Genomic DNA, 21,623 nt, shown 5'->3' with positions numbered 1-21,623 from the left:
ACTAAGTGTTGAATCGTTAAAGCAAGAAAAGAAAGACAAAATCGGATTAGTACTTAGAATTAATTGTGTTGCGCAACCGCCCTATTTCACGCTAATAGATTGCTGTAGCGATATTTTTCCCCTTTTCAGAGGGTTAGCGATTGATTTTTGTTGCGCAACGCCTTCACACTTTATTTCATGCGCGAAAAGGAAAATGCGCGAAAATAATGCTTTTCAAAACAGCATTTCATCTAATATTGATTATTCGCTGATTCATCTTTGTGAGCGCAATAGCGGACAATATGGATATTTCATTTTACTATTAATTAAAATGAAATATTGTCATCGATAATTTGGGCATTGCTACGCAAGAGGATATTTGCACTATGAACACTGAACGCAGCGTATTCTACATTTCTGATGGCACCGCCATTACCGCCGAAGTGCTGGGCCATGCGGTGTTATCTCAGTTCCCGGTGATGACCCACAGCGTGACGCTGCCGTTTGTCGAGAATGTGCAGCGCGCTCAGGCGGTTAAGGCGCAGATCAACGCGCTTTACCAGCAGAGCGGCTTGCGCCCGCTGGTGTTCTTCTCCATCGTCACGCCCGACGTCCGCGAAATTATTCTGGAGAGCGAAGGCTTTTGTCAGGACATCGTGCAGGCGCTGGTGGCGCCGCTGCAAAGCGAGCTCGGCGTGGCGTCAATGCCGGTGGCGCACCGCACGCACGGTTTGACCGCCAGCAACCTCGGCAAATATGACGCGCGCATTGCCGCCATCGATTACACCCTTGCACATGATGACGGCATTTCCCTGCGCGGCCTCGAAGATGCGCAGGTGATTCTGCTCGGCGTGTCGCGCTGCGGGAAGACGCCCACCAGCTTGTATCTGGCAATGCAGTTTGGCGTGCGTGCCGCTAACTATCCGTTTATCGCCGATGATATGGATAACCTGAAACTGCCGCCGGCGCTGCGTGCACATCAGCATAAGTTGTTTGGTTTAACCATCGACCCGGAACGCCTGGCGGCGATTCGCCAGGAGCGCGCGGAAAATACCCGCTACGCTTCGTTGCGCCAGTGCCGTCTCGAAGTAGGCGAAGTGGAAGCGCTGTTCCGTACCAACCAGATTCGTTATCTCAACAGCACCAACTATTCGGTGGAAGAGATCGCCACCAAAATTCTCGATATCATGGGTCTGAGCCGCAGCATGTATTAGGTTTCTCTGCCGGTCGCCATAAATGGCGACCTCCCGCCACATACCTGGCCTGTATTGCAATCGTAAAGTCTGGCTTCCGTCTGGTTTTAAGACCTTTGTTTTTAGCAGGTTGAATTCGCAGGCTATTAGTTTATTGTGATCACCATCACTTCCCGGTATTTCACCGCTGCGAAGAACAAATTTTTGAGAATCTCAATGAATAAGACTGATGAACTGCGTACCGCGCGCATCGGTAGCCTGCTGACTCCGGCTGCGCTCGCGCATGAACACCCTATTTCGGCAGAGATTGCCGCCAACGTCACCGCTTCCCGCCAGCGCATCGCACGCATTCTGACCGGTGAAGATCCGCGTCTGCTGGTGATTATTGGCCCTTGCTCGCTGCACGATCCTAAAGCGGCGATTGAGTATGCTGAACGTCTGAACGTGCTGCGTGAGCGCCATAAAGATCGTCTGGAAATCGTGATGCGTGCCTATTTCGAAAAACCGCGCACCGTGATTGGCTGGAAAGGCCTGATCTCCGATCCCGATCTGGATGGCAGCTACGATGTAAACCGCGGCATCGCCATTGCGCGCAAACTGCTGCTGGATATCAACGCGCTGGGCTTGCCAACCGCCACTGAATTCCTCGATATGGTGATCGGCCAGTTTATTGCCGACCTGATCAGCTGGGGCGCGATTGGCGCGCGTACCACCGAAAGCCAGATTCATCGTGAAATGGCGTCAGCGCTCTCCTGTCCAGTCGGTTTCAAAAACGGTACCGACGGTAACGTGCAGATCGCAGTCGATGCGATTCGCGCCGCGCGTGCTAGCCACATGTTCCTGTCACCGGATAAAAACGGTCAGATGACCATCTATCAAACCAGTGGCAATCCGCATGGTCACGTGATCCTGCGCGGCGGTCGACAGCCGAACTATCACGCCGAAGATGTGGCGGCGGCAGCGGCCAATCTGCGCGACTTCAATCTGCCGGAGCAATTGGTGATCGACTTCAGCCACGGCAACTGCCTGAAGCAGCACGGTCGTCAGCGTGACGTTGCCGATGATGTGGCGGCGCAAATCCGTGCCGGATCGCGCGCGGTTGCGGGCGTGATGATCGAGAGCTTCCTGCAGGAAGGGAATCAGAAAGTGGTGAACGGTGCGGCGCTGACCTATGGTCAGTCAATCACCGATCCGTGCCTCGGCTGGGAAGACAGCGCCGAGGTGCTGGCAAAACTGGCTGCCGCGGTCGACAGCCGTTTTTAATGCTGATCTAGCTGGAACAACTCACTTCAAGCGTTTTGCCCCACTCTGGTGGCCGTTGGCGCAACTCTGCGCTGACGGCCGCATCGCTAAACGGTTGCTGTAACGCGCTATGCAGCTTCGCTAACGCCGTGGTCTCGCCGTTCTCGACCTCTTCAATCACCTGCTGTGCCAGATAGTTGCGTAACACCAGCGCCGGATTAGCCGCTTTCATCACCGCCTGACGCTGCGCATCGCTGGCGTGGTCTTGCAACAAACGCTGGCGATAATCGCTGTACCAGCGATCAAAGGCCTCACGATCGATAAACTCATCACGCAACGGCGAACGGCTTTCATCTTGCTGCGTGTCGCTCAGCATGCGGAAGGTCAGCGTGTAATCACTGTGTTCCGCCGTCATCATCGACAGCAAGCCAGTCAGAAGCGTGTTGTCATTGGCATCCGCCGTCAGCAAGCCGAGTTTGGCACGCATTTTCTCCCCCCAAACGCGCATCAGCTCACCTTCATAATGACTCAGCGCCTGCTTAAGCTGCTCGGTGGTCATCAAGCCCGACAAGGCATGCGCCAGGCGATTAAGGTTCCACAAGCCAATCATCGGCTGATTTTCGAAAGCGTAGCGGCCCTGATAGTCACTGTGATTGCAGATGTAATCCGGCTGATAGTCGTCGAGGAAACCGTAAGGACCGTAATCCAGCGTTAAGCCCAGAATCGACATGTTATCGGTGTTCATCACGCCGTGCGCAAAGCCAACGCTCTGCCAATGGGCGATCAGGCTGGCGGTGCGTTTAACGATATCGGTGAACCACAGCAGGTAACGATCCGCTTCATCCTTGAGCTGCGGCCAGTGATGGCGAATGGCGTAATCCGCCAGCTGGCGCACTTTGTCTTGTTCACCGCCGTAATAGAAATGCTCAAAATGACCGAAACGCAGATGGCTGTCGGCAATGCGCATCAGCATCGCACCGCGTTCCTGGGTTTCGCGTAGCACCGGCTCATCGCCAATGGCTAACGCCAGCGCGCGCGTGGTGGGAATGCCCAGATGGTGCAGCGCTTCAGACGCGAGGAATTCGCGTACGCTGGAGCGGATCACCGCGCGACCGTCGCCCATGCGCGAATAGGGCGTTAATCCGGCCCCTTTTAAGTGCCAGTCGAGCTTGCGACCGTTGGCCAGCTGCTGTTCACCCAGCAGAATGCCGCGCCCATCGCCCAGCTGTCCGGCCCAGACGCCAAACTGATGGCCACTATAAACCTGCGCCAGCGGCGACATGCCGGGCAGCATTTCGCGTCCTGACCACACGCCATGCCCGTTGCCGGCGAACAGCGCATCGTCTAAACCCATCTCTTGTGCCAGCGGGGCATTGTGATAAAACAGCCGTCCGCCCACTAATGGCGTTGGGTCCAGCGCGGTGTAGAATCCGGGTAATTCTTGCTGCCAGCTATTGGTAAATTGCATCGACACTCCGGAAGGTGCGCTTAAATCAGGCACCCGCAATAAGTTATAAGATAACAGAGAGTGTAACGCCGACGCGGCGCGGAAGACAGGCGAAAGGGTTACTGCTGCGAAGGCGTGTGTAAATTCAGGTCGGAATAGATGAGATCGTCAAGACGTTCAGCTTTCACCACCGGGAGCAGGCTGCCCTGTAGCTGCGCACCACTCAACGTGGTCATCTTTTCCATCATGTGGTTATCGTCAATACCACAAATAATGATCTGGTCCGCAAAATCGGAAAAATTATTGATAACTGTCTGAATAAAAGGCGTAAACGAGGCGCGCTTGGCCAGGTTGTGAATAAAGGCTTTATCCAGTTTTAACACGCTAAACAGATTATCGTACACCGCGGTTGCTGGTGCTTTTCCTGCGCCAAATTGTGAAAGCGATAAACGAAATTCACTTTGTAATGCTGCGAGCAATGGATGGGATTTACCCAAAGATAATTGCGGAAACGTTTCGCTGATATCTAAAACAATAAAAGGGATTTGTCGGAATTTCCTTAACAGAAATTCGCTGGCTAAAAGTGTATTGGCCATAGAATCATCAATACGTACCAACGCGGTAATTTGATTAATCTCAAAAAAGTCGCGGTACTTTTCCAGCAATGAAAGCTGGCTCTGCAGCAAACGTAATTGCTGCGCATCGTCCAATTGCGGCAACAGCAAATCCTGCGGCAGCGTAATAGGTGCGCTGTCGTGGACAAATTGCGTCACCAGCTCGACCGCAGTCAGCTGGCCCGCCAGAGAGTAAACTGGATAAAACCAGGTTTCCGACTGATAGTCGGCAGACAAATGGACTTTCATTTTTCAAGCCAGAAGCAATGGCAATTGGCGCATCGTATATCAACGAATTCCACCAGGCAATAGGACCAAACGTTTGAAGAGGTGCCGTTTTAGGTCTTATTACGCTGATTTAAGCCGCAAATAATACTTAAGCCAAATAAGCCGGGGTTAATGTCCATACCAATTAAATAAATTTAGCTTTATTATTAGTATTAAATCGATAACGGGTAAAGTGCCATTTTAAATGATAGTTAAATATCGGCAGAATTCAGATTTAATTCAGGGTGAGATACCCTTTCTTTTTTCGCGTCTTTATTAAGCGATAACAACGCTATTTAGATGCGACGCGCCTGCCAAAATACTTTACGCCAGTAAACATTATCCAGCGACGAGCGGATCACACCCTGGCTGGTTGAGGCGTGAATAAAGGTGTTGTCGGTATCGTAAATACCGACGTGCAAACCGTTTTCTCCGCTGCCGGTTTTGAAGAACACCAGATCGCCAGGCAGCAGATCGCCCTTGTCGATGCGCGTACCAATGTCGGTTTGATCAATGGTCGAGCGTGGCAGCTGCATATCGAATTTATCGCGGAAGGTGAGATAGACGAAGCCGGAACAATCTACGCCACCGCGGCTTAATCCGCCATAGCGATACGGCGTTCCCCGCCAGCGGCTCAGCTGATCGTTGAGTTGGGCAATCACGGTGATAGAGTCAGACAAACGGCCATTCGGCGGCGGTGCATGATGGCTACAGCCCGCCAGCAACAGTGCCAAAATCAAAATTGTCAGCCGCATCCGCCTTTTCCTCTCTCCCTTGTCCGGCAGACACTGTAGCGGCAAAGCGCTACGGCACGCAATCCTCTGTCAGGGAATAAACAGCAGCGGACCTTGTGCGGTATCAATTTGTTCAAACGGGGTTTGGTAAAGCGGGGTTAAATGCGCAGCGGTCAGCACCTCGCAGGCCCTGCCCTGACGGACAACCGCGCCTTGATGCATTAACCACACGCGCTCGGCATGGCGCAGGCTGTGGTTGAGGTCGTGCCCGCTGGCAACAATCGCCAGGCCGCTGCAACACAGTTCAGCCAGCAGCTTATCGACCGAACGCTGTTGCGCCACGTCGAGTGCACTCATCGGCTCATCCAGTAGCAGGAGTTTGCCGCGTGGATTGACCGCCGGATGAACCTGCAACACCACGGCAGCCAACCGCACGCGTTGCCATTCGCCACCAGAAAGCTGCGTAAGACTGCGCGTCAGTTTGTCCTGCAGCGCTAACTGCGCGAGCACCTCTTGTAAGACGCAGTCTGTTTCCGCCGTTTGTGTGGTGACATGCATGCGTAAGTAATGCCACACCGGCATTTGTCCCGGCGCCATCTGCTGTTGCGGCAGCCAGCCGCGCAGCGGGGCCAATGCCGCACCGTTTAACGTGGACAGCGGCGCGCCATCCAGCAGAATGCTGCCCTGACTCGGCAACAAACCGGACAGCGCGTTGAGCAAGGTACTTTTGCCAGCGCCGTTCGGCCCCACCAGATGCACTAACTCACCGGCGTTAACGCTAAGTTCAACGGGAGCCAGCCGCCCTGTGACGCTGACTCCCTGACACTGCAATAGCATTTATTCGGCCAGCGCCTGCTCTACACTTTTCAGGATGATGGGATCGTCTGGCGTCATATCCGGTGAGAAGCGCGCAATGACTTTGCCCTGCTTATTAATTAGGAATTTTTCGAAGTTCCACAGGATATCGCCTGGCGCTTTCGGCGCGCGCCCTTTGCTCTCCATGCGCTCGAGGAAACCGCTGCCTTCCGGGCGTTGCGCCACCGGCTGCGCCGCCGTCAGCTGCGCATAGAGAGGGTGACGATGCTCGCCGTTGACATCGGTTTTATCGAACATCGGGAAAGTGACGCCGTAAGTGGTGCTGCAAAAGGTTTTAATCTCTTCGTTACTGCCCGGCTCTTGCTCGAGGAACTGATTGCATGGGAAGCCAAGCACGCTGAACGGCTTATCCTGCCAGGCTTTCTGCAGCGATTCTAACTGCTCATACTGCGCCGTCAGACCACATTTGGATGCCACATTGACTACCAGTAGCACCTTGCCCTCATAGGCCGCCAGCGTGGTTTTTTCACCGTCCAGCGTAACCAGTTCTGTCTGATAAATGCTCATCGTCGATTCCTGTTGTTGATAACACGTTGCCAGCCAAAGCTAGCGCGAAGACTTCACTAATAGCATGATAAACAGCGGCGCGCCGAGCGTGGCCGTTACCACGCCAATCGGCAGTTCGGCGGAGGTTAGCACCAACCGCGCAATAATATCCGCGCCAAGCAGCACTGCGGCACCGGCTAACGCCGCCGCAGGCAACAAATAACGATGATCGCTAAAACCGCTGAGACGCAATAGATGCGGGATAACCAGACCAATAAAACCGATCGCACCCGCCATCGCTACGCTCACGCCCACCAGCCAGCCCATCGCCAGCACCAGCAGGTTGCGCCACAGCAGCAGCGGTAATCCGAGCTGACGTGCCGAGGTTTCGCCCAGCGCCAGCAAATTCAACGTGCGTGCGGTGGCGATCAGCAGCAGCGTTACCGGCAGCAGCGCCAACATCATCCAGCCATAGCGCCAGTCGATGCCGCTAAAGCCGCCCATCATCCAGTACATCAGCTGACGCAGATCGAGGCTGGTGCTAAAGTACACTGCCCACGTCATGATGGCGCTACAGATAATGCCAAGCGCTACGCCGGTCAGCAGTAAGCGGCTCACTGAGAGTTGTTTGTGAGCGAAGTGCAGCAGCATCAGCGTGATCAGCAGCGCACCGGCCATGGCCGCCAGCGCTAAGCTCCATAGCGAACCGTTACCGAGCATCACGCCTAATACCAGACCAATCCCCGCCCCATTAGACACGCCAAGTAAGCCGGGTTCCGCCAGCGGATTGTTGAACAGCGCCTGCATTACCACGCCGCACACCGCCAGCGCCGCACCCACCAGCAGCACCGCCAGCGTGCGCGGCATGCGCAGCTGCCAGACGAACAGATCGCCTTCCGCCGAAAACCATTGTGTGGGAGAGATCCAGCTGTCGCCGGCACACAGGCTAAGCCCGATGAGCAGCAATAGAAGCGCAATGAGTGCGATGAGCCAGCGCTGGCTGCGGCGATTTGCCTGGGAAGCAAGCTGATCCAGCAGAGTCATAGATAAGATTGGCTGAGAAAACAGAGATTTGATTGTAGTGGGATTACAGCAAAAAGAAAGCGGCGCTGTGGAGGCGCCGCTGGAGAAGCCTTACTGATGCGGAGGAAGCGGCTGACCATGATTATCACGCTTCTGCTGATTGTCACGCTGGTCGTGATGCTGCGGTTGCGGCTGACGTTTGTCGTCGCGGTGCGGTCCATTGCCCGGATGCTGCGCCTGCCAGCCGTTACCGTTCCAGTAACCGTGCGGACCTTTGGTGCCGATGCGCTGGTTATGGTGCTGTTTCCACCACGTTGGCGCACGCCAGTCGTAACCATCCCAATAGTAGCCGCGCTTATCCTGATCGCCGATATGCACCGAAACGCCCGGCGTGTTGATGCTGACGGAAACATTGGCGCTAGCCAGCAGCGGCATGCCTAACAAGACACTTAATAAAATTGCTGTCTTTTTCATTATTCGAACCTTTTGCTCTGTGATGGCGCTGTTATAACAAAAGTGTTGATGCCGTCACTATCGGTAATGACCGATTTTCGCCCTATTTTCCGGATACTTACTAAATCCTTACATCGTGAATAAATCGTGAGGAGCGGCCAGATTTAAGACAAAAAAAAAGGCCGCTAAGCGGCCTTTTTGTCGTACTGAAATTAGTCAGCATCCTTGGGTGTCGCGTTCTCGACGCGACTTTTCAACTTCTGTCCCGGACGGAATGTCACCACTCGGCGCGCGGTGATAGGAATATCTTCCCCCGTCTTCGGGTTACGGCCCGGACGCTGGTTTTTGTCACGCAGATCAAAATTACCAAATCCGGACAGTTTTACCTGTTCTCCGTTTTCCAACGCGCGGCGAACCTCTTCAAAAAAAAGTTCTACCAACTCTTTGGCATCGCGTTTGCTCAACCCGAGTTTTTCAAACAGGTACTCTGACATTTCAGCTTTTGTAAGCGCCATAGGTTCAATCCCTCAAGGTTGCCTGGAATCGCTCTTTTAATGCCGCAACGCATTTGGCAACGGTCGCGGCAATCTCCTCTTCTTCGAGTGTCCGGCTGGTATCCTGCAAAATCAGGCTAATCGCTAGGCTCTTTTCACCTTCGTTTACGCCCTTACCACGGTACACGTCAAACAAGTTTACGCCAACTACCTGATTTACGCCAACTTTCTTACACTCCGCAATGATATCTGCTGCAGGCACATTTTCAGCCACCACAACGGCGATATCACGACGGTTTGCCGGGAAGCGAGAAATCTCGCGCGCATCAGGCAGGACGCGGTCTGCGACCTTATTCCAAAGCAGTTCAAACACTAAGGTGCGACCATTCAGATCCAGCTTACGTTCCAGCTCTGGATGGACCACCCCGATAAATCCGATTCGTTCGCCGCGTAAATAAATTGCGGCGCTTTGTCCTGGATGCAGCGCCGGATTGGCTTCCGCACGGAAGGAAATCTCATCAAGTTTACCGGTCAAATCCAGCAGCGATTCTAAATCGCCTTTCAAATCATAGAAGTCAACCGTCTGACGCGCCAGATCCCAATGCTCTTCATAGCGATTGCCGCTTAAAACGCCGGCCAGCATAAGATCCTGGCGGATACCCAGATCGGCCTGTGTATCAGGAACAAAGCGTAAACCGCTTTCAAACAGGCGTACGCGGCCCTGCTGACGGTTTTGGTTATACACCACCGCGCCCAGCAAACCGGTCCACAGCGACAGGCGCATTGCCGACATATCGCTGGAGATTGGGCTGGGCAGGATCAGCGCCTCTTCGCCCGGATGCAGCAACTGCTGCAGTTTGGGATCAACGAAGCTGTAGGTAATCGCTTCCTGATAACCTTTATCTACCAACAGATTTTTCGCACGCTTCAGCGACAGGTCGGCTTCACGATGCTGCGTCATGATCAGGCTGGCTTTCACCGGCACATCAGGGATGTTGTTGTAGCCGTAAACGCGCGCCACTTCTTCGACCAGATCTTCTTCGATAGCCATATCGAAACGCCAGCTTGGCGCAACGGCTTGCCACTCACCTGCACTCACTTTCACTTCGCAACCCAAACGCGTCAGGATGTCAGTAACCTGTTCGTCAGCAATCACATGGCCAATCAGACGATCGAGCTTTTCACGGCGCAGCGTGATGGTGGCGCGTGGCGGCAGCGCGCTCGCGTCAGTTTGGTCGATGACCGGGCCCGCTTCGCCGCCACAGATGTCGAGCAACAGTTGCGTCGCGCGTTCAATCGCTTTGTGCTGCAACGCTGGATCGACGCCACGCTCGTAACGATGTGACGCGTCGGTATGCAGACCCTGACGGCGAGCGCGGCCGGTGATCGCCAGCGGATCAAAGTAGGCGCATTCGAACAGCACATTTTGCGTCTCTTCATTGACACCGGAATGCTCGCCACCAAAGATGCCGCCCATCGCCAGCGCTTTGTGGTGATCGGCAATCACCAGCGTGTCGCTGCTGAGTTTAGCTTCGGTACCATCCAGCAGCGTCAGCACTTCGCCCTCTTCTGCCATACGCACCACAATGCCGCCGTCGATGCGGTCGAGATCGAAGGCATGCATCGGCTGGCCAAGCTCCAGCAGTACAAAGTTGGTGATATCGACCACCGGATCGATTGAGCGAATACCGCAACGACGCAGCTTCTCACGCATCCACAATGGCGTATCGGCTTTGACGTTGACACCTTTCACCACGCGGCCAAGGTAGCGCGGGCAAGCGGCGGTGGCATCAACGCGAATCGGGAAGGTATCGTTGATGGTGGCTTTTACCGGCTCAATTGCGGGAGCCGTCAGCGGCAAACCGTTCAAAACTGCTACATCACGCGCAATCCCGATGATGCCCAGACAATCGGCGCGGTTTGGCGTGACGCTGATTTCAATGGTGTTGTCATCCAGCTGCAGATAGCTGCGGATATCGGTGCCAATTGGCGCATCGGCTGGCAGCTCGATGATGCCGTTGTGATCGTCGGAAATACCCAGCTCAGAGAAGGAGCACAGCATGCCTTCAGACGGCTCGCCACGCAGTTTTGCTGCTTTGATTTTGAAATCGCCCGGCAGCACAGCGCCAACGGTCGCTACCGCCACTTTCAGGCCCTGACGGCAGTTTGGCGCGCCGCAGACGATATCCAACAGGCGCTCGCCACCGACGTTGATTTTGGTGACGCGCAGTTTGTCGGCGTTCGGATGCTGGCCGCACTCAACCACTTCACCCACCACAACACCGTGGAACGCACCGGCAACCGGATCCATGCCGTCCACTTCAAGGCCGGCCATGGTGATTTGCTCAGACAGCGCAGCGCTGTCCAGGGCTGGATTTACCCATTCGCGTAACCAGAGTTCACTGAATTTCATTGGATAACCTGCCCTTATTTAAATTGTTTGAGGAAACGTAAATCATTTTCGAAGAAGGCGCGCAGATCGGTCACACCGTAGCGCAGCATGGTGAGACGCTCCATGCCCATGCCAAACGCAAAGCCCGAATAAATTTCCGGATCGATGCCAACATTGCGCAATACGTTCGGGTGCACCATGCCGCAACCCAGCACTTCCAACCACTTGCCGTTTTTACCCATCACGTCCACTTCTGCGGACGGTTCGGTGAACGGGAAGTAAGAAGGACGGAAGCGAATTTGCAGATTCTCTTCGAAGAAGTTGTTGAGGAAATCGTGCAGTGTGCCTTTCAGGTTGGTAAAGCTGATGTCTTTATCGACAATCAAACCTTCCATCTGGTGGAACATTGGCGTGTGCGTCTGATCGTAATCGTTACGATAAACACGGCCTGGCGCGATGATGCGGATTGGCGGCTGCTGGTTTTTCATGGTACGGATCTGCACGCCTGAAGTTTGGGTGCGCAGCAGACGCGTGGCATCAAACCAGAACGTGTCGTGATCGGCACGCGCCGGGTGATGGCCGGGAATGTTCAGCGCATCAAAGTTGTGGTAATCGTCTTCAATTTCCGGACCTGTTACCACCGCGAAACCCAGTTCGCCGAAGAAGGTTTCGATACGATCAATAGTGCGGGTCACCGGATGCAAGCCACCATTCTCAACGCGGCGGCCAGGCAGCGACACGTCGATGGTTTCCGCAGCCAGACGCGCATTCAGCTCCGCACTTTCCAGCGTCTCTTTGCGCGCGGTAAGGCGGTCCTGCACTTGCTGTTTGGCCTCGTTGATGACCGCACCCGCAGCCGGGCGCTCTTCTGCCGGCAGTTCACGCAGGGTAGTCATTTGCAGCGTCAGATGCCCTTTCTTACCCAGAAATTCGACGCGCACGGCGTCCAGAGCAGCGATATCCGCCGCCTCGTCGATGGCGGCCGTGGCACGAGCCACCAGGTCTGCGAGTTGGGACATGATTTCCTCTTCTTCCAGCCGGGCTGGTCAGTTCTCGTTGGGATCAGATGATCCGATTAAGTGTCGCCAGAAACAAAAAAGCCTCCACGAGGGAGGCTTTCAGCGCGATTTTTCGTTTCTTTTCTTATGCGCAAAAGCCCCTGATGTTCAGGCGCTAAAGTAAAAAAAGAAACGGAAAATAGCAGCATTCATGCTTGCGTTACCTTGTCATATTTAGAAACCGCACTATTGAAATGCGCAGCGGCCAAAATGTCAATCTTTTGCGTGAGTTGCGGGTAATAAAAAAGGGAGCAAGCTCCCTTTTTCAACTGACTTACGCCAGAGCTGATTTTGCTTTTTCAACAAGTGCAGTAAATGTCACTTTGTCGAATACAGCGATGTCAGCCAGAATCTTACGGTCGATTTCAATAGAGGCTTTTTTCAGGCCATTGATGAAACGGCTGTAAGAGATACCGTTCTGACGAGCCGCAGCGTTGATACGCGCGATCCACAGTTGACGGAACTGACGCTTACGTTGACGACGGTCACGGTAAGCATACTGACCAGCTTTGATAACAGCCTGGAAGGCAACGCGGTATACACGTGAACGTGCACCATAGTAGCCTTTAGCTTGTTTTAAGATTTTCTTGTGACGTGCGCGAGCAATTACACCACGTTTAACGCGAGCCATGTGAGCTCTCCTATATCATATTCTGTGATTTCCCTTCATCTTTCGTGCCGCAGCGGCGTTGGCTGTCTTCATTCATCCCAGTCACTTACTGATGTAAGTTCAGGGATTCATTCAGTTGCCGCCTTGCTGCAACCCGAAATCTTTCGGGGAATTAAACTAAAAAAAATTTACTTATGCGTACGGCAGGCAGGCAATAACCAGACCCAGATCGCCTTTAGACACCATGCCTTTCGGACGCAGGTGACGTTTACGCTTAGTAGACTTTTTAGTCAGAATATGACGCAGGTTCGCGTGCTTACGCTTGAAGCCGCCAGAAGCGGTCTTCTTGAAGCGCTTAGCGGCGCCACGTACAGTTTTAATCTTTGGCATTTTTACAAATATCCACTTCGCATTGTTAATAAAATGAATCAGACAGGCGAATAAAAATCCGCACAACGCAAGCGCTGCGCGGCTCTATTACTTGAAGGCCTACTGTTTCTTCTTAGGAGCGAGCACCATGATCATCTGACGACCTTCGATCTTCGAAGGGAAGGATTCGACAATCGCCAGATCCATGTCTTCACACAGATCTTTACGGACGCGGTTAAGCACTTCCATACCGATCTGCTGGTGCGCCATCTCACGACCGCGGAAACGCAGCGTGATTTTGGCTTTATCACCCTCTTCCAGAAAGCGAATCAGGTTGCGTAGTTTGACCTGATAGTCGCCATCATCGGTACCAGGACGGAATTTGATTTCCTTAACCTGGATAACTTTCTGCTTCTTCTTCTGTTCCTTAGAAGACTTGCTTTTTTCATAAAGGAACTTGCCGTAATCCATGATACGGCAAACCGGCGGTTCGGCGTTCGGGCTGATTTCAACTAAATCTACGCCGGCTTCTTCAGCTTTCTCAATGGCTTCACGCAGGGTGACAATGCCAAGTTGCTCGCCGTCTACGCCAGTTAAGCGCACTTCGGTGGCACGGATTTCGCCGTTGATACGGTTCGGACGTGTTGGTTGTACTCGTTTTCCGCCTTTAATAACCTGTTTCCTCTAATTGGTGAAGATGTCGGCTGCGAATCTCTTGTTGCAGCTTCTCAACAAACACATCTACGTCCATGCTCCCAAGGTCTTTACCACGGCGGGTGCGCACGGCAACTTTGCCTGCTTCCACCTCTTTGTCACCGCAAACCAGCATATAAGGGACGCGACGTAATGTGTGCTCGCGGATTTTAAAGCCTATCTTCTCGTTTCTCAAGTCTGCTTTGACACGAATGCCAGCATTCTGCAATTTCTTCGTCAATTCACTGACGTATTCTGACTGACTGTCGGTGATATTCATCACCACAGCCTGCACCGGCGCCAGCCAACTCGGGAAGAATCCAGCGAATTCTTCGGTCAGGATGCCGATAAAGCGTTCCATTGAACCGAGAATTGCGCGATGGATCATTACCGGTGTCTGGCGGTCGTTGTTTTCGCCGACAAAAGTCGCGTCCAGACGCTTCGGCAGGGAGAAGTCTAGCTGAACGGTACCACACTGCCAGGCGCGGTCGAGACAATCGTACAGGGTAAACTCAATTTTAGGGCCGTAGAAGGCACCTTCTCCCGGCTGATATTCGAATGGAATATCATTCTCTTTCAGCGCTTCTGCCAAATCCACTTCCGCACGATCCCACATTTCGTCGGTACCGATACGTTTTTCCGGACGGGTCGACAGCTTCACCACGATTTTTTCAAAACCGAAGGTGCTGTACATGTCGTATACCATGCGGATACAGCTGTTCACCTCATCACGTACCTGATCTTCGGTACAGAAGACGTGAGCATCATCCTGGGTAAAGCCGCGCACGCGCATCAGACCATGCAAGGCACCTGATGGCTCGTTACGATGGCAGCTGCCAAACTCCGCCATACGCAGCGGCAGGTCGCGGTAGGATTTCAGACCCTGATTAAAGATCTGAACGTGGCCTGGGCAGTTCATCGGCTTGATGCAATATTCACGGTTCTCTGAAGAGGTGGTGAACATGGCTTCTTTATAGTTCTCCCAGTGCCCGGTTTTCTCCCACAGCACGCGGTCCATCATGAACGGACCTTTCACTTCCTGATAGTCGTACTCTTTCAGCTTGGTACGCACAAACACTTCCAGCTCGCGGAAGATGGTCCAGCCGTCATTGTGCCAGAACACCATGCCCGGTGCTTCTTCCTGCATGTGGTAGAGATCGAGCTGCTTACCGATTTTACGGTGATCGCGCTTCGCCGCTTCTTCCAGACGCTGCAGATAGGCAGCCAGCTGCTTTTTATCCGCCCAGGCCGTACCGTAAATACGCTGCAGCATTTTGTTGTCGCTGTTGCCGCGCCAGTAAGCCCCGGAGATTTTCTGCAGTTTGAAGTGATGGCAGAAACGCATATTCGGCACGTGCGGACCGCGGCACATGTCGATGTATTCTTCATGTTGATACAGGCCAGGACGATCGTCGTGGCTGATGTTCTCGTCAAGAATGGTGGTTTTGTAGCTTTCGCCACGCTCAGCAAACACGTCACGTGCTTCCTGCCAGCTCACCTTTTTCTTCACCACATCGTAGTTGGTTTCAGCCAGCTGGTGCATACGCTTTTCCAGCAGCTCAAGATCTTCCTGGGTTAAGGTATGTTCCAGGTCAACGTCATAATAGAAACCGTTATCAATCACCGGGCCGATCGCCATTTTGGTGTTTGGCCACAGCTGCTTAATCGCATGCCCTAACAGGTGCGCGCAAGAGTGACGAATGATTTCTAAACCGGCGTCGTCTTTAGCGGTAATAATCGCGACCTGAGCGTCCTCGGTGATCGGATCAACCGCATCAACCAATTCGCCATTCACGCGACCCGCGATGCAGGCTTTCGCCAAACCCGGTCCAATATCCAACGCAATATCCATCACGCTGACCGGACGGTCAAAGCTGCGCTGGCTGCCATCAGGAAGAGTAATTACTGGCATTTCATATCCTTAATTGCAGTGGTAAGCCACACGAAAGCCTACATGCAAAAATGAGTTTCATAGTGTGTAACCCGGCGTGATGTCAGACCCACGTTGTCGGAATGACGCCAGGAATGTAAAGCGGCGATGATAATAGCAGCTTTCGCCGCCGATCAAAACCCGTGCAGAGATTCGCTAAGCTAAAGAGAAATAAAAAAAACCGCTGCGAGGCACAGGCCTGGCAGCGGTGATTCACATCCGTCTCGCTTACATTGAGTATGAGAGCTGGATCGTGGTTTTGGTATCGGTACGATCCGGCGCAGATTCTGGCGGATTATTGTTCCAGGTCACGTTGTAGCCCAGCTTCAGCGCGAAATGGGCATTGATGGCCACCTGCAGCGCGGTTTCTGAGTTCAGCGTGGTGTCTTCACCGAAGCTGCTCAGCACAGAAACACCCTGGATAAATTTGGTGGTATCAGTCAGCTGCCATTGATAGCTCACTGCACCATAACCCAATGCTTTGGTTTCATGGCCGCCATCATGGAAATCGTCGTAACGCACACCCGGACCGAATTCAGCACGCAGTGAGTGAACCGGGCCGCTGAGGATCTGACGACCGTAACCGGCGGTCAGCACATCGCGTGAGTCATAACCGTTGAAACGGTCGCTTAGCCAGCTTGCCTGGCCAAACAGGTAATCAGCGCTATTGAGGTTATAGCGGCTACGGCCACCGATATTGTAAGTCTCAGATGAACGCTCATCGTTTGAGGAGTTGTTTGCGGCGTTGCCCCACAGACTCAATGCGGTATTGGTTTGATACCACGTCATATTGGTAGACGCACTCAGCGAAGAACTGGTGGTGTTTCCAGTTTGAGCCAGGTAACCCGCTGAAGCGCTGCCTTCAAACGGCTTTTTCGCCGTTGCAGGGTCATCCATGGAGGTGAAAACGGCGTTATCTGCAAAGGCCTGGTGACAAAATGCTCCAGCAGAGAGCAATAAAACAGCGGACAGCTTGTTAAAGGCTTTCATTAAAAGTAATCCGTACGACAGTTTAAAAAACGAAGAGTCTGAAGCGTTTCTCCGGCCAATCAATGCAATTTACCGTAAGTTTTGTAAAAAAGTATGTATCCGCATAAAAAACCAGGAAAGCCGCTGGACCGCTCTTTTAATGGGACTTTTCCCATTTTCGCTGCGCATTATAGGGGGCAATTACTCAAATAGCAGCCTGAAGGCTACAAGATTTTTCTGAACTCTTTTGACAAAGCTTTACCTGCTATTTTAACTAATGAATTGGCTAAAATTCGCTCTATACAGCGCGCTGGTCTACGCTGAAATCTGTTCGATAACAATGAGGTGAATAATGAGTGACCATGATGTCAAACGTTACATTGTCACGTTGAAATATCAGGAAAGTGGACTCGGCGACGTGCAGTCAGTGAACAGCGCCATGATCAATGGCGGATACAGCACCACCTTAAGCGATGATGAAGGTCATCCACATGAGTTGGGCACCAATAGCTTCGGCATTGTCAGCGCGTTAGAGGAGCATGAAATAGCAGAGCAAGCCGCGGGATATGCCCAAATCGCGCTAGATCATAAACCTGAGGTCACCGTCATCACGTTAGAGGCGTTTCTGAAACAACAATCCTGACGCAGTGCAAAAAACGGCATCGACGCCAGGTTTGCTCAGGTTTTGCGCGTTACAATCGAACTCACGCAGCGAACAAAGAGGATTACCCGATGTGGTCAGCCATTAGTCGTCTGTTAAGCGAGTACGCCGGTGATGCCGAAATCACCGACCGTCAGGAACTTCCCGGTGGCGATGTCCATCCCGCCTGGCGCATCCGCTATGGCGAGTTGGATGTGTTCGTCAAATGTAACACCCGCGATATGCTCACCTTGTTCAGTTGGGAAGCCGATCAACTCGACCTGCTGGCGCGCACGCAAACCGTTCGCGTCCCGAAAGTGTATGGCGTTGGCAATGATCGTGATACCAGCTTCCTGCTGCTGGAATATATTCCGCCTCATCCCTTTACCGCACAGAGCGCTTTCCAGCTCGGCCAGCAGTTGGCGCATCTACACCAATGGAGCGAGCAACCGCAATTTGGTCTCGATTTCGACAACAACATCACCACCTCACCTCAGCCGAATAGCTGGTTACGCCGCTGGTCAGTGTTCTTCGCTGAGCAGCGCATCGGCTGGCAGCTGCAACTGGCCGCGGAAAAAGGCGTGCACTATGGCGATACCGAACTGATTGTTGATTGTGTGCAGCGCACGTTAGCCAACCACCATCCGCAACCTTCTTTATTACACGGCGATTTGTGGCCCGCCAACTGCGCCGGCAGCGCAGAGGGTCCGTGGTTGTTTGATCCCGCCTGCTATTGGGGTGATCGCGAATGCGATTTAGCGATGCTGAGTTACTACGCCGATTTGCCGCGCCAGATCTATGATGGCTACCAGGCTGTTTGGCCACTGGAAGACGGATTCTCGCAGCGTCAGCCGGTGTATCAGCTCTATTACCTGCTGAATCGCGCCAATGTTTTCGGCGGCAACTGGACGGGCGAAGCGCAGTTCGCCATCGGCCAGTTGTTAGATGAAGATGTGTTGGGCGAACGTCAGGCCAGACCGGCCTGACGTATTACAGCATGCCGAGCAGTTTCAGCACAAAGTAGCCCGCGATAGCGATAATGATCGGCAGGATATAGAGCGGGAAAATCTGCAAGAAAATGGTGTGACGCGGGATGTGGATTTTCTCTTCCAGTTGCGCTCGCGTGCGCCCTTCACTGCCTTTGGCCTGTTCCATGATCAGCTGATCTTCAATGCCCTCTTTAATATGGCGCGACTGACGCCACATGCGCGCACCTGAAGCCTGCAGCGCTATGCCGACAAAGATCAGGATGTAGATCAGCCAAAACCCAATATTCGCGCCACCGTTAAATTCCGGCACCGGAGAGTTCTGCCAAAACACATTAAGAAACGGCGTATTGAACTTCACCATGTCGACCATGACATGCACAAAATCGAGCATCACGGCATCGATGCCCGGCTGCTTTTCACTGTGCTTAAACATAAAGCCCAGCAGCGAAATAATCGTGGATAACAATGCGGGTATAAAAATCACCCAGCCAGCCACTCGCTTAAGGATGGCGATGCGGCCAGCCTGTTGGTAAGTCATGGTGTCTCCCTGAACCAAAAATAGTTTTGCCTAAGTCTACCTGCACTACTGCAATTTTTCCTGAAAAATGCGTGGCCTGCCGCAAGTCGGCTTTATCAGGCTCTCGTGCTATGGTAAGCCAAATTTCTAAGGGAGCAGTTATATGTCATATCGTCGTCCTGTATTGGCCGCCATCTTTGATATGGATGGATTGTTGATCGACTCAGAACCGCTGTGGGATCGCGCGGAACTGGATATTTTCGCCAGCCTTGGCGTGGATATCACCCGCCGCCACGAGTTGCCCGATACGCTGGGTCTGCGCATCGATCAAACCGTGCGCATGTGGTTTGAAGCGCTGCCGTGGAGCGGCCCGGATCAACAGGAAGTGACGCAACGCATCATCGCCCGCGCGCTGGCGCTGGTGGAAGAGACGCGTCCGCTGCTGCCTGGCGTGGAGCTGGCGCTGCAACTGTGCCAGCAGCAAGGTTTGAAAATCGGCCTCGCCTCCGCCTCGCCGCTGCACATGCTGGAGCGAGTGCTGGAGATGTTTGACCTGCGCAAATACTTTGATGTGCTGGCGTCCGCGGAAGCGCTGCCGTACAGCAAGCCGCATCCGCAGGTCTATCTCGACGCCGCAGCCAAACTGGGTATCGATCCGCTTAACTGCGTCACGCTGGAAGATTCTTTCAACGGCATGATCGCTACCAAAGCCGCACGCATGCGTTCAATTGTGGTGCCGGCGGCCGAGCATCGTGAAGATGCGCGTTGGGCGCTGGCCAATGTGATTCTTGATGATTTAACCCAGCTCAAACCCGAACATCTGCACGGTTAATCGCAGCCCGCTTAACGCGGGCTTTTTTATGCAACTTGATCGCGCACGCAAATAAATAAAACATCGTTTCATTTTTATTGAATTCACATCTCATCCTGCCTAAGATGCCCAAAGACCCGCATCGGGACCACTTCCTTTGACTCTTGAGAGGCCTGAGATGGACATTCGTCAAAGCATTCATAGCGAGCATGCCAAAACCCTGGACACGGACGGCTTACGCCGTGAGTTTCTGATCGACAAGATTTTCGACGCCGACAATTACACCCTCACTTACAGCCATATCGATCGCATCATTATCGGCGGCGTGATGCCGGTGCAGAAACCGGTGACTATCGGCCATGAAGTGGGTAAGCAGTTGGGCGTAAGTTACTTCCTCGAACGCCGAGAACTCGGCGTAATCAACATCGGTGGACCCGGGGTGATTGAAGTGGATGGTAAATCCTGGGAGATTGGTCAGCAGGAAGCGTTGTATGTCGGACAAGGCGCGCAGAGCGTGATTTTCCGCAGCAGCGATGCCAGCCGCCCGGCGAAGTTTTACTACAATAGCGCGCCGGCACACACCCATTATCCAGACAAAAAAATCACCCTCGACGAGGCAGTGAAAGCCACGCTCGGCGACGCGGCCACCTCGAACCGCCGCACCATTAACAAATTCATCGTGCCCGACGTGTTGCCAACCTGCCAGTTAACCATGGGATTAACCCGCCTTGATGACGGCAACTTGTGGAACACCATGCCGTGTCACACCCACGAACGTCGCATGGAAGTCTATTTCTATTTCGACATGGCCGACGACAGCGCCGTGTTCCACATGATGGGCCAGCCGCAGGAGACGCGTCATCTATTGGTCCATAACGAGCAAGCGGTGATTTCACCGAGCTGGTCGATTCACGCGGGCGTGGGAACGCAGCGCTATACCTTTATCTGGGGCATGGTGGGCGAAAACCAGGTATTTGATGACATGGACCACGTCAACATCAGCGCACTGCGCTAACAAGGAGCGAATCATGATACTCAACGCATTTAATCTTGCAGGCAAAATCGCGCTGGTCACCGGCTGCAATACCGGTTTAGGACAAGGTATGGCGCTGGGTCTGGCACAGGCGGGATGTGATATTATTGGCGTTAACCGCGCCGGACCGGATGATACGCAGGCCAAAGTTGAGGCATTAGGCCGCCGTTTTTGGTCAATTCAGGCCGATCTGACCAAGCCATCCATCGTGCCGCAAATTGTTGAACAGGCGGTGGCGCAGGCCGGTCGCATCGACATTCTGGTGAATAACGCCGGCATCATTCGCCGCGAAGATGCACTCAACTTCAGCGAGCAGGATTGGGATGATGTGATGAACATCAACAGCAAAAGTCTGTTCTTCCTGTCACAGCAGGTCGCCCGGCAGTTTATCGCGCAAGGCAATGGCGGCAAGATCATCAATATCGCCTCGATGCTGTCGTTCCAGGGCGGCATTCGCGTGCCTTCTTATACCGCATCAAAAAGCGCAGTGATGGGGTTAACCCGTTTGATGGCCAACGAATGGGCGAAGCACGGCATCAACGTTAACGCCATTGCGCCGGGCTACATGGCCACCAATAACACGGAACAGCTGCGCAGCGATGAGTCACGCAACGAGGAGATTTTAGGCCGCATTCCATCAGGTCGCTGGGGCATCCCGGACGACATGATGGGCCCAATTGTGTTCCTCGCCTCCGGCGCCTCCGACTATGTGCAAGGTTATACGTTGGCCGTCGATGGCGGATGGTTAGCGCGCTAGGCTAACCCGTTCTTTTCCCGCGTCATTGTGACGCGGGAAAGTGAAAA

General features: G+C 53.4%; 24 protein-coding genes and 1 other annotated feature. Of the genes, 7 read left to right on the top strand and 17 right to left on the bottom strand.

Translation table 11 applies throughout. The features are described 5' to 3' along the window. Nucleotides 1-365 precede the first annotated feature (365 nt). Complete coding sequence (locus AAF463_RS08395) at nt 366-1,193, top strand: pyruvate, water dikinase regulatory protein (protein ID WP_350261849.1); 828 nt, start codon at nt 366-368, stop codon at nt 1,191-1,193. Nucleotides 1,194-1,388: 195 nt separating this feature from the next. Next, entirely contained in the window at nt 1,389-2,435 is a 1,047-nt protein-coding gene (locus AAF463_RS08390; protein WP_350261848.1) for a 3-deoxy-7-phosphoheptulonate synthase, read from the top strand. A 7-nt stretch (nt 2,436-2,442) separates the two neighbouring features. Here the strand turns inward: AAF463_RS08390 and AAF463_RS08385 are convergent, their stop codons facing one another. From AAF463_RS08385 to AAF463_RS08310, 16 genes are all read right to left on the bottom strand, one after another. After that, nucleotides 2,443-3,882: a protein adenylyltransferase SelO gene (locus AAF463_RS08385; protein ID WP_350261847.1), complete on the bottom strand. Its 1,440-nt coding sequence runs from the start codon at nt 3,880-3,882 to the stop codon at nt 2,443-2,445. Nucleotides 3,883-3,980: 98 nt separating this feature from the next. After that, a complete protein-coding gene (locus tag AAF463_RS08380; protein WP_271459870.1) occupies nt 3,981-4,724 on the bottom strand; it encodes an EAL domain-containing protein in 744 nt (247 codons plus the stop codon). A 314-nt stretch (nt 4,725-5,038) separates the two neighbouring features. After that, nucleotides 5,039-5,497: an NlpC/P60 family protein gene (locus tag AAF463_RS08375; protein WP_101764568.1), complete on the bottom strand. Its 459-nt coding sequence runs from the start codon at nt 5,495-5,497 to the stop codon at nt 5,039-5,041. A 69-nt stretch (nt 5,498-5,566) separates the two neighbouring features. Beyond that, the gene (gene btuD, locus AAF463_RS08370) at nt 5,567-6,313 is read right to left on the bottom strand and encodes a vitamin B12 ABC transporter ATP-binding protein BtuD (protein ID WP_350261846.1); all 747 of its coding nucleotides are present in this window, start codon (nt 6,311-6,313) and stop codon (nt 5,567-5,569) included. Beyond that, nucleotides 6,314-6,859: a glutathione peroxidase gene (locus AAF463_RS08365; RefSeq protein WP_110866017.1), complete on the bottom strand. Its 546-nt coding sequence runs from the start codon at nt 6,857-6,859 to the stop codon at nt 6,314-6,316. A 39-nt stretch (nt 6,860-6,898) separates the two neighbouring features. Then, nucleotides 6,899-7,882 carry a vitamin B12 ABC transporter permease BtuC gene (btuC, locus tag AAF463_RS08360; RefSeq protein WP_101764571.1) on the bottom strand — a complete coding sequence of 328 codons (984 nt, stop codon included), beginning with the start codon at nt 7,880-7,882 and terminating at the stop codon, nt 6,899-6,901. Nucleotides 7,883-7,972: 90 nt separating this feature from the next. Continuing rightward, nucleotides 7,973-8,335, bottom strand: a complete 363-nt coding sequence (locus tag AAF463_RS08355; protein ID WP_350261845.1) for a DUF2502 domain-containing protein — start codon at nt 8,333-8,335, stop codon at nt 7,973-7,975. Nucleotides 8,336-8,526: 191 nt separating this feature from the next. Continuing rightward, nucleotides 8,527-8,829, bottom strand: a complete 303-nt coding sequence (gene ihfA / locus AAF463_RS08350; protein ID WP_007892687.1) for an integration host factor subunit alpha — start codon at nt 8,827-8,829, stop codon at nt 8,527-8,529. A gap of 4 nt (nt 8,830-8,833) precedes the next feature. Beyond that, nucleotides 8,834-11,221: a phenylalanine--tRNA ligase subunit beta gene (pheT, locus tag AAF463_RS08345; RefSeq protein ID WP_350261844.1), complete on the bottom strand. Its 2,388-nt coding sequence runs from the start codon at nt 11,219-11,221 to the stop codon at nt 8,834-8,836. Between the two features lie 14 nt (nt 11,222-11,235). After that, complete coding sequence (gene pheS, locus AAF463_RS08340) at nt 11,236-12,219, bottom strand: phenylalanine--tRNA ligase subunit alpha (protein WP_101764574.1); 984 nt, start codon at nt 12,217-12,219, stop codon at nt 11,236-11,238. A gap of 71 nt (nt 12,220-12,290) precedes the next feature. Further along, nucleotides 12,291-12,416: a sequence feature (Phe leader region), on the bottom strand. Then, entirely contained in the window at nt 12,367-12,411 is a 45-nt protein-coding gene (gene pheM, locus AAF463_RS08335; RefSeq protein WP_106120997.1) for a pheST operon leader peptide PheM, read from the bottom strand. (Overlaps the previous feature by 45 nt.) A 116-nt stretch (nt 12,417-12,532) precedes the next feature. Next, nucleotides 12,533-12,889 (bottom strand): 50S ribosomal protein L20, encoded by a 357-nt coding sequence (rplT, locus tag AAF463_RS08330; RefSeq protein WP_007892678.1) that lies wholly within the window; start codon nt 12,887-12,889, stop codon nt 12,533-12,535. Nucleotides 12,890-13,060: 171 nt separating this feature from the next. Beyond that, nucleotides 13,061-13,258: a 50S ribosomal protein L35 gene (gene rpmI / locus AAF463_RS08325; RefSeq protein WP_004157374.1), complete on the bottom strand. Its 198-nt coding sequence runs from the start codon at nt 13,256-13,258 to the stop codon at nt 13,061-13,063. Between the two features lie 99 nt (nt 13,259-13,357). Continuing rightward, a complete protein-coding gene (infC, locus tag AAF463_RS08320) occupies nt 13,358-13,909 on the bottom strand; it encodes a translation initiation factor IF-3 (RefSeq protein ID WP_036621995.1) in 552 nt (183 codons plus the stop codon). Continuing rightward, nucleotides 13,905-15,842, bottom strand: a complete 1,938-nt coding sequence (gene thrS / locus AAF463_RS08315; protein WP_101764575.1) for a threonine--tRNA ligase — start codon at nt 15,840-15,842, stop codon at nt 13,905-13,907. The genes infC and thrS overlap by 5 nt, the downstream gene beginning before the upstream one ends. Before the next feature lie 246 nt (nt 15,843-16,088). Beyond that, complete coding sequence (locus tag AAF463_RS08310; RefSeq protein ID WP_101764576.1) at nt 16,089-16,850, bottom strand: DUF481 domain-containing protein; 762 nt, start codon at nt 16,848-16,850, stop codon at nt 16,089-16,091. Nucleotides 16,851-17,181: 331 nt separating this feature from the next. Here AAF463_RS08310 and ghoS point away from each other — a divergent pair, with 331 nt between their 5' ends. Together ghoS and AAF463_RS08300 are read left to right on the top strand one after the other, a co-directional pair. Then, nucleotides 17,182-17,472 carry a type V toxin-antitoxin system endoribonuclease antitoxin GhoS gene (ghoS, locus tag AAF463_RS08305; RefSeq protein ID WP_101764577.1) on the top strand — a complete coding sequence of 97 codons (291 nt, stop codon included), beginning with the start codon at nt 17,182-17,184 and terminating at the stop codon, nt 17,470-17,472. A gap of 89 nt (nt 17,473-17,561) precedes the next feature. After that, nucleotides 17,562-18,455, top strand: coding sequence for a fructosamine kinase family protein (locus tag AAF463_RS08300; RefSeq protein ID WP_110866013.1), 894 nt, complete (start codon nt 17,562-17,564; stop codon nt 18,453-18,455). A 4-nt stretch (nt 18,456-18,459) separates the two neighbouring features. On the opposite strand, the gene AAF463_RS08295 is transcribed toward AAF463_RS08300, so the two are convergent. Further along, a complete protein-coding gene (locus AAF463_RS08295; RefSeq protein WP_110866012.1) occupies nt 18,460-18,996 on the bottom strand; it encodes a YniB family protein in 537 nt (178 codons plus the stop codon). A 142-nt stretch (nt 18,997-19,138) separates the two neighbouring features. On the opposite strand from AAF463_RS08295, the gene hxpB reads away from it, so the two are divergent. The 3 genes from hxpB (at nt 19,139) to kduD (ending at nt 21,576) form a co-directional block, all read left to right on the top strand. Further along, nucleotides 19,139-19,807, top strand: a complete 669-nt coding sequence (gene hxpB / locus AAF463_RS08290) for a hexitol phosphatase HxpB (RefSeq protein ID WP_350261843.1) — start codon at nt 19,139-19,141, stop codon at nt 19,805-19,807. Between the two features lie 157 nt (nt 19,808-19,964). Continuing rightward, a complete protein-coding gene (kduI, locus tag AAF463_RS08285) occupies nt 19,965-20,801 on the top strand; it encodes a 5-dehydro-4-deoxy-D-glucuronate isomerase (protein WP_277974779.1) in 837 nt (278 codons plus the stop codon). A 13-nt stretch (nt 20,802-20,814) separates the two neighbouring features. After that, nucleotides 20,815-21,576 (top strand): 2-dehydro-3-deoxy-D-gluconate 5-dehydrogenase KduD, encoded by a 762-nt coding sequence (gene kduD / locus AAF463_RS08280; RefSeq protein ID WP_350261842.1) that lies wholly within the window; start codon nt 20,815-20,817, stop codon nt 21,574-21,576. The last annotated feature ends 47 nt before the right edge of the window (nt 21,577-21,623 follow it).

It is taken from the genome of Pantoea sp. BJ2 (assembly GCF_040255075.1).
In the GTDB taxonomy this organism is placed as follows: domain Bacteria; phylum Pseudomonadota; class Gammaproteobacteria; order Enterobacterales; family Enterobacteriaceae; genus Pantoea; species Pantoea leporis.
This window is presented reverse-complemented; position numbering and strand designations above follow the sequence as displayed.

Excerpts from the sequence above, each read along its gene's own strand:
- AAF463_RS08380 (WP_271459870.1), bottom strand. The coding sequence starts at position 4,724 with ATGAAAGTCCATTTGTCTGCCGACTATCAGTCGGAAACCTGGTTTTAT.
- AAF463_RS08355 (WP_350261845.1), bottom strand. The coding sequence starts at position 8,335 with ATGAAAAAGACAGCAATTTTATTAAGTGTCTTGTTAGGCATGCCGCTG.
- AAF463_RS08300 (WP_110866013.1), top strand. The coding sequence starts at position 17,562 with ATGTGGTCAGCCATTAGTCGTCTGTTAAGCGAGTACGCCGGTGATGCC.
- AAF463_RS08385 (WP_350261847.1), bottom strand. The coding sequence starts at position 3,882 with ATGCAATTTACCAATAGCTGGCAGCAAGAATTACCCGGATTCTACACC.
- AAF463_RS08390 (WP_350261848.1), top strand. The coding sequence starts at position 1,389 with ATGAATAAGACTGATGAACTGCGTACCGCGCGCATCGGTAGCCTGCTG.
- AAF463_RS08295 (WP_110866012.1), bottom strand. The coding sequence starts at position 18,996 with ATGACTTACCAACAGGCTGGCCGCATCGCCATCCTTAAGCGAGTGGCT.
- AAF463_RS08375 (WP_101764568.1), bottom strand. The coding sequence starts at position 5,497 with ATGCGGCTGACAATTTTGATTTTGGCACTGTTGCTGGCGGGCTGTAGC.
- btuD (WP_350261846.1), bottom strand. The coding sequence starts at position 6,313 with ATGCTATTGCAGTGTCAGGGAGTCAGCGTCACAGGGCGGCTGGCTCCC.
- kduI (WP_277974779.1), top strand. The coding sequence starts at position 19,965 with ATGGACATTCGTCAAAGCATTCATAGCGAGCATGCCAAAACCCTGGAC.
- btuC (WP_101764571.1), bottom strand. The coding sequence starts at position 7,882 with ATGACTCTGCTGGATCAGCTTGCTTCCCAGGCAAATCGCCGCAGCCAG.
- AAF463_RS08310 (WP_101764576.1), bottom strand. The coding sequence starts at position 16,850 with ATGAAAGCCTTTAACAAGCTGTCCGCTGTTTTATTGCTCTCTGCTGGA.
- pheS (WP_101764574.1), bottom strand. The coding sequence starts at position 12,219 with ATGTCCCAACTCGCAGACCTGGTGGCTCGTGCCACGGCCGCCATCGAC.
- ghoS (WP_101764577.1), top strand. The coding sequence starts at position 17,182 with ATGAGTGACCATGATGTCAAACGTTACATTGTCACGTTGAAATATCAG.
- rplT (WP_007892678.1), bottom strand. The coding sequence starts at position 12,889 with ATGGCTCGCGTTAAACGTGGTGTAATTGCTCGCGCACGTCACAAGAAA.
- ihfA (WP_007892687.1), bottom strand. The coding sequence starts at position 8,829 with ATGGCGCTTACAAAAGCTGAAATGTCAGAGTACCTGTTTGAAAAACTC.
- pheT (WP_350261844.1), bottom strand. The coding sequence starts at position 11,221 with ATGAAATTCAGTGAACTCTGGTTACGCGAATGGGTAAATCCAGCCCTG.
- kduD (WP_350261842.1), top strand. The coding sequence starts at position 20,815 with ATGATACTCAACGCATTTAATCTTGCAGGCAAAATCGCGCTGGTCACC.
- AAF463_RS08365 (WP_110866017.1), bottom strand. The coding sequence starts at position 6,859 with ATGAGCATTTATCAGACAGAACTGGTTACGCTGGACGGTGAAAAAACC.
- hxpB (WP_350261843.1), top strand. The coding sequence starts at position 19,139 with ATGTCATATCGTCGTCCTGTATTGGCCGCCATCTTTGATATGGATGGA.
- thrS (WP_101764575.1), bottom strand. The coding sequence starts at position 15,842 with ATGCCAGTAATTACTCTTCCTGATGGCAGCCAGCGCAGCTTTGACCGT.
- AAF463_RS08395 (WP_350261849.1), top strand. The coding sequence starts at position 366 with ATGAACACTGAACGCAGCGTATTCTACATTTCTGATGGCACCGCCATT.
- rpmI (WP_004157374.1), bottom strand. The coding sequence starts at position 13,258 with ATGCCAAAGATTAAAACTGTACGTGGCGCCGCTAAGCGCTTCAAGAAG.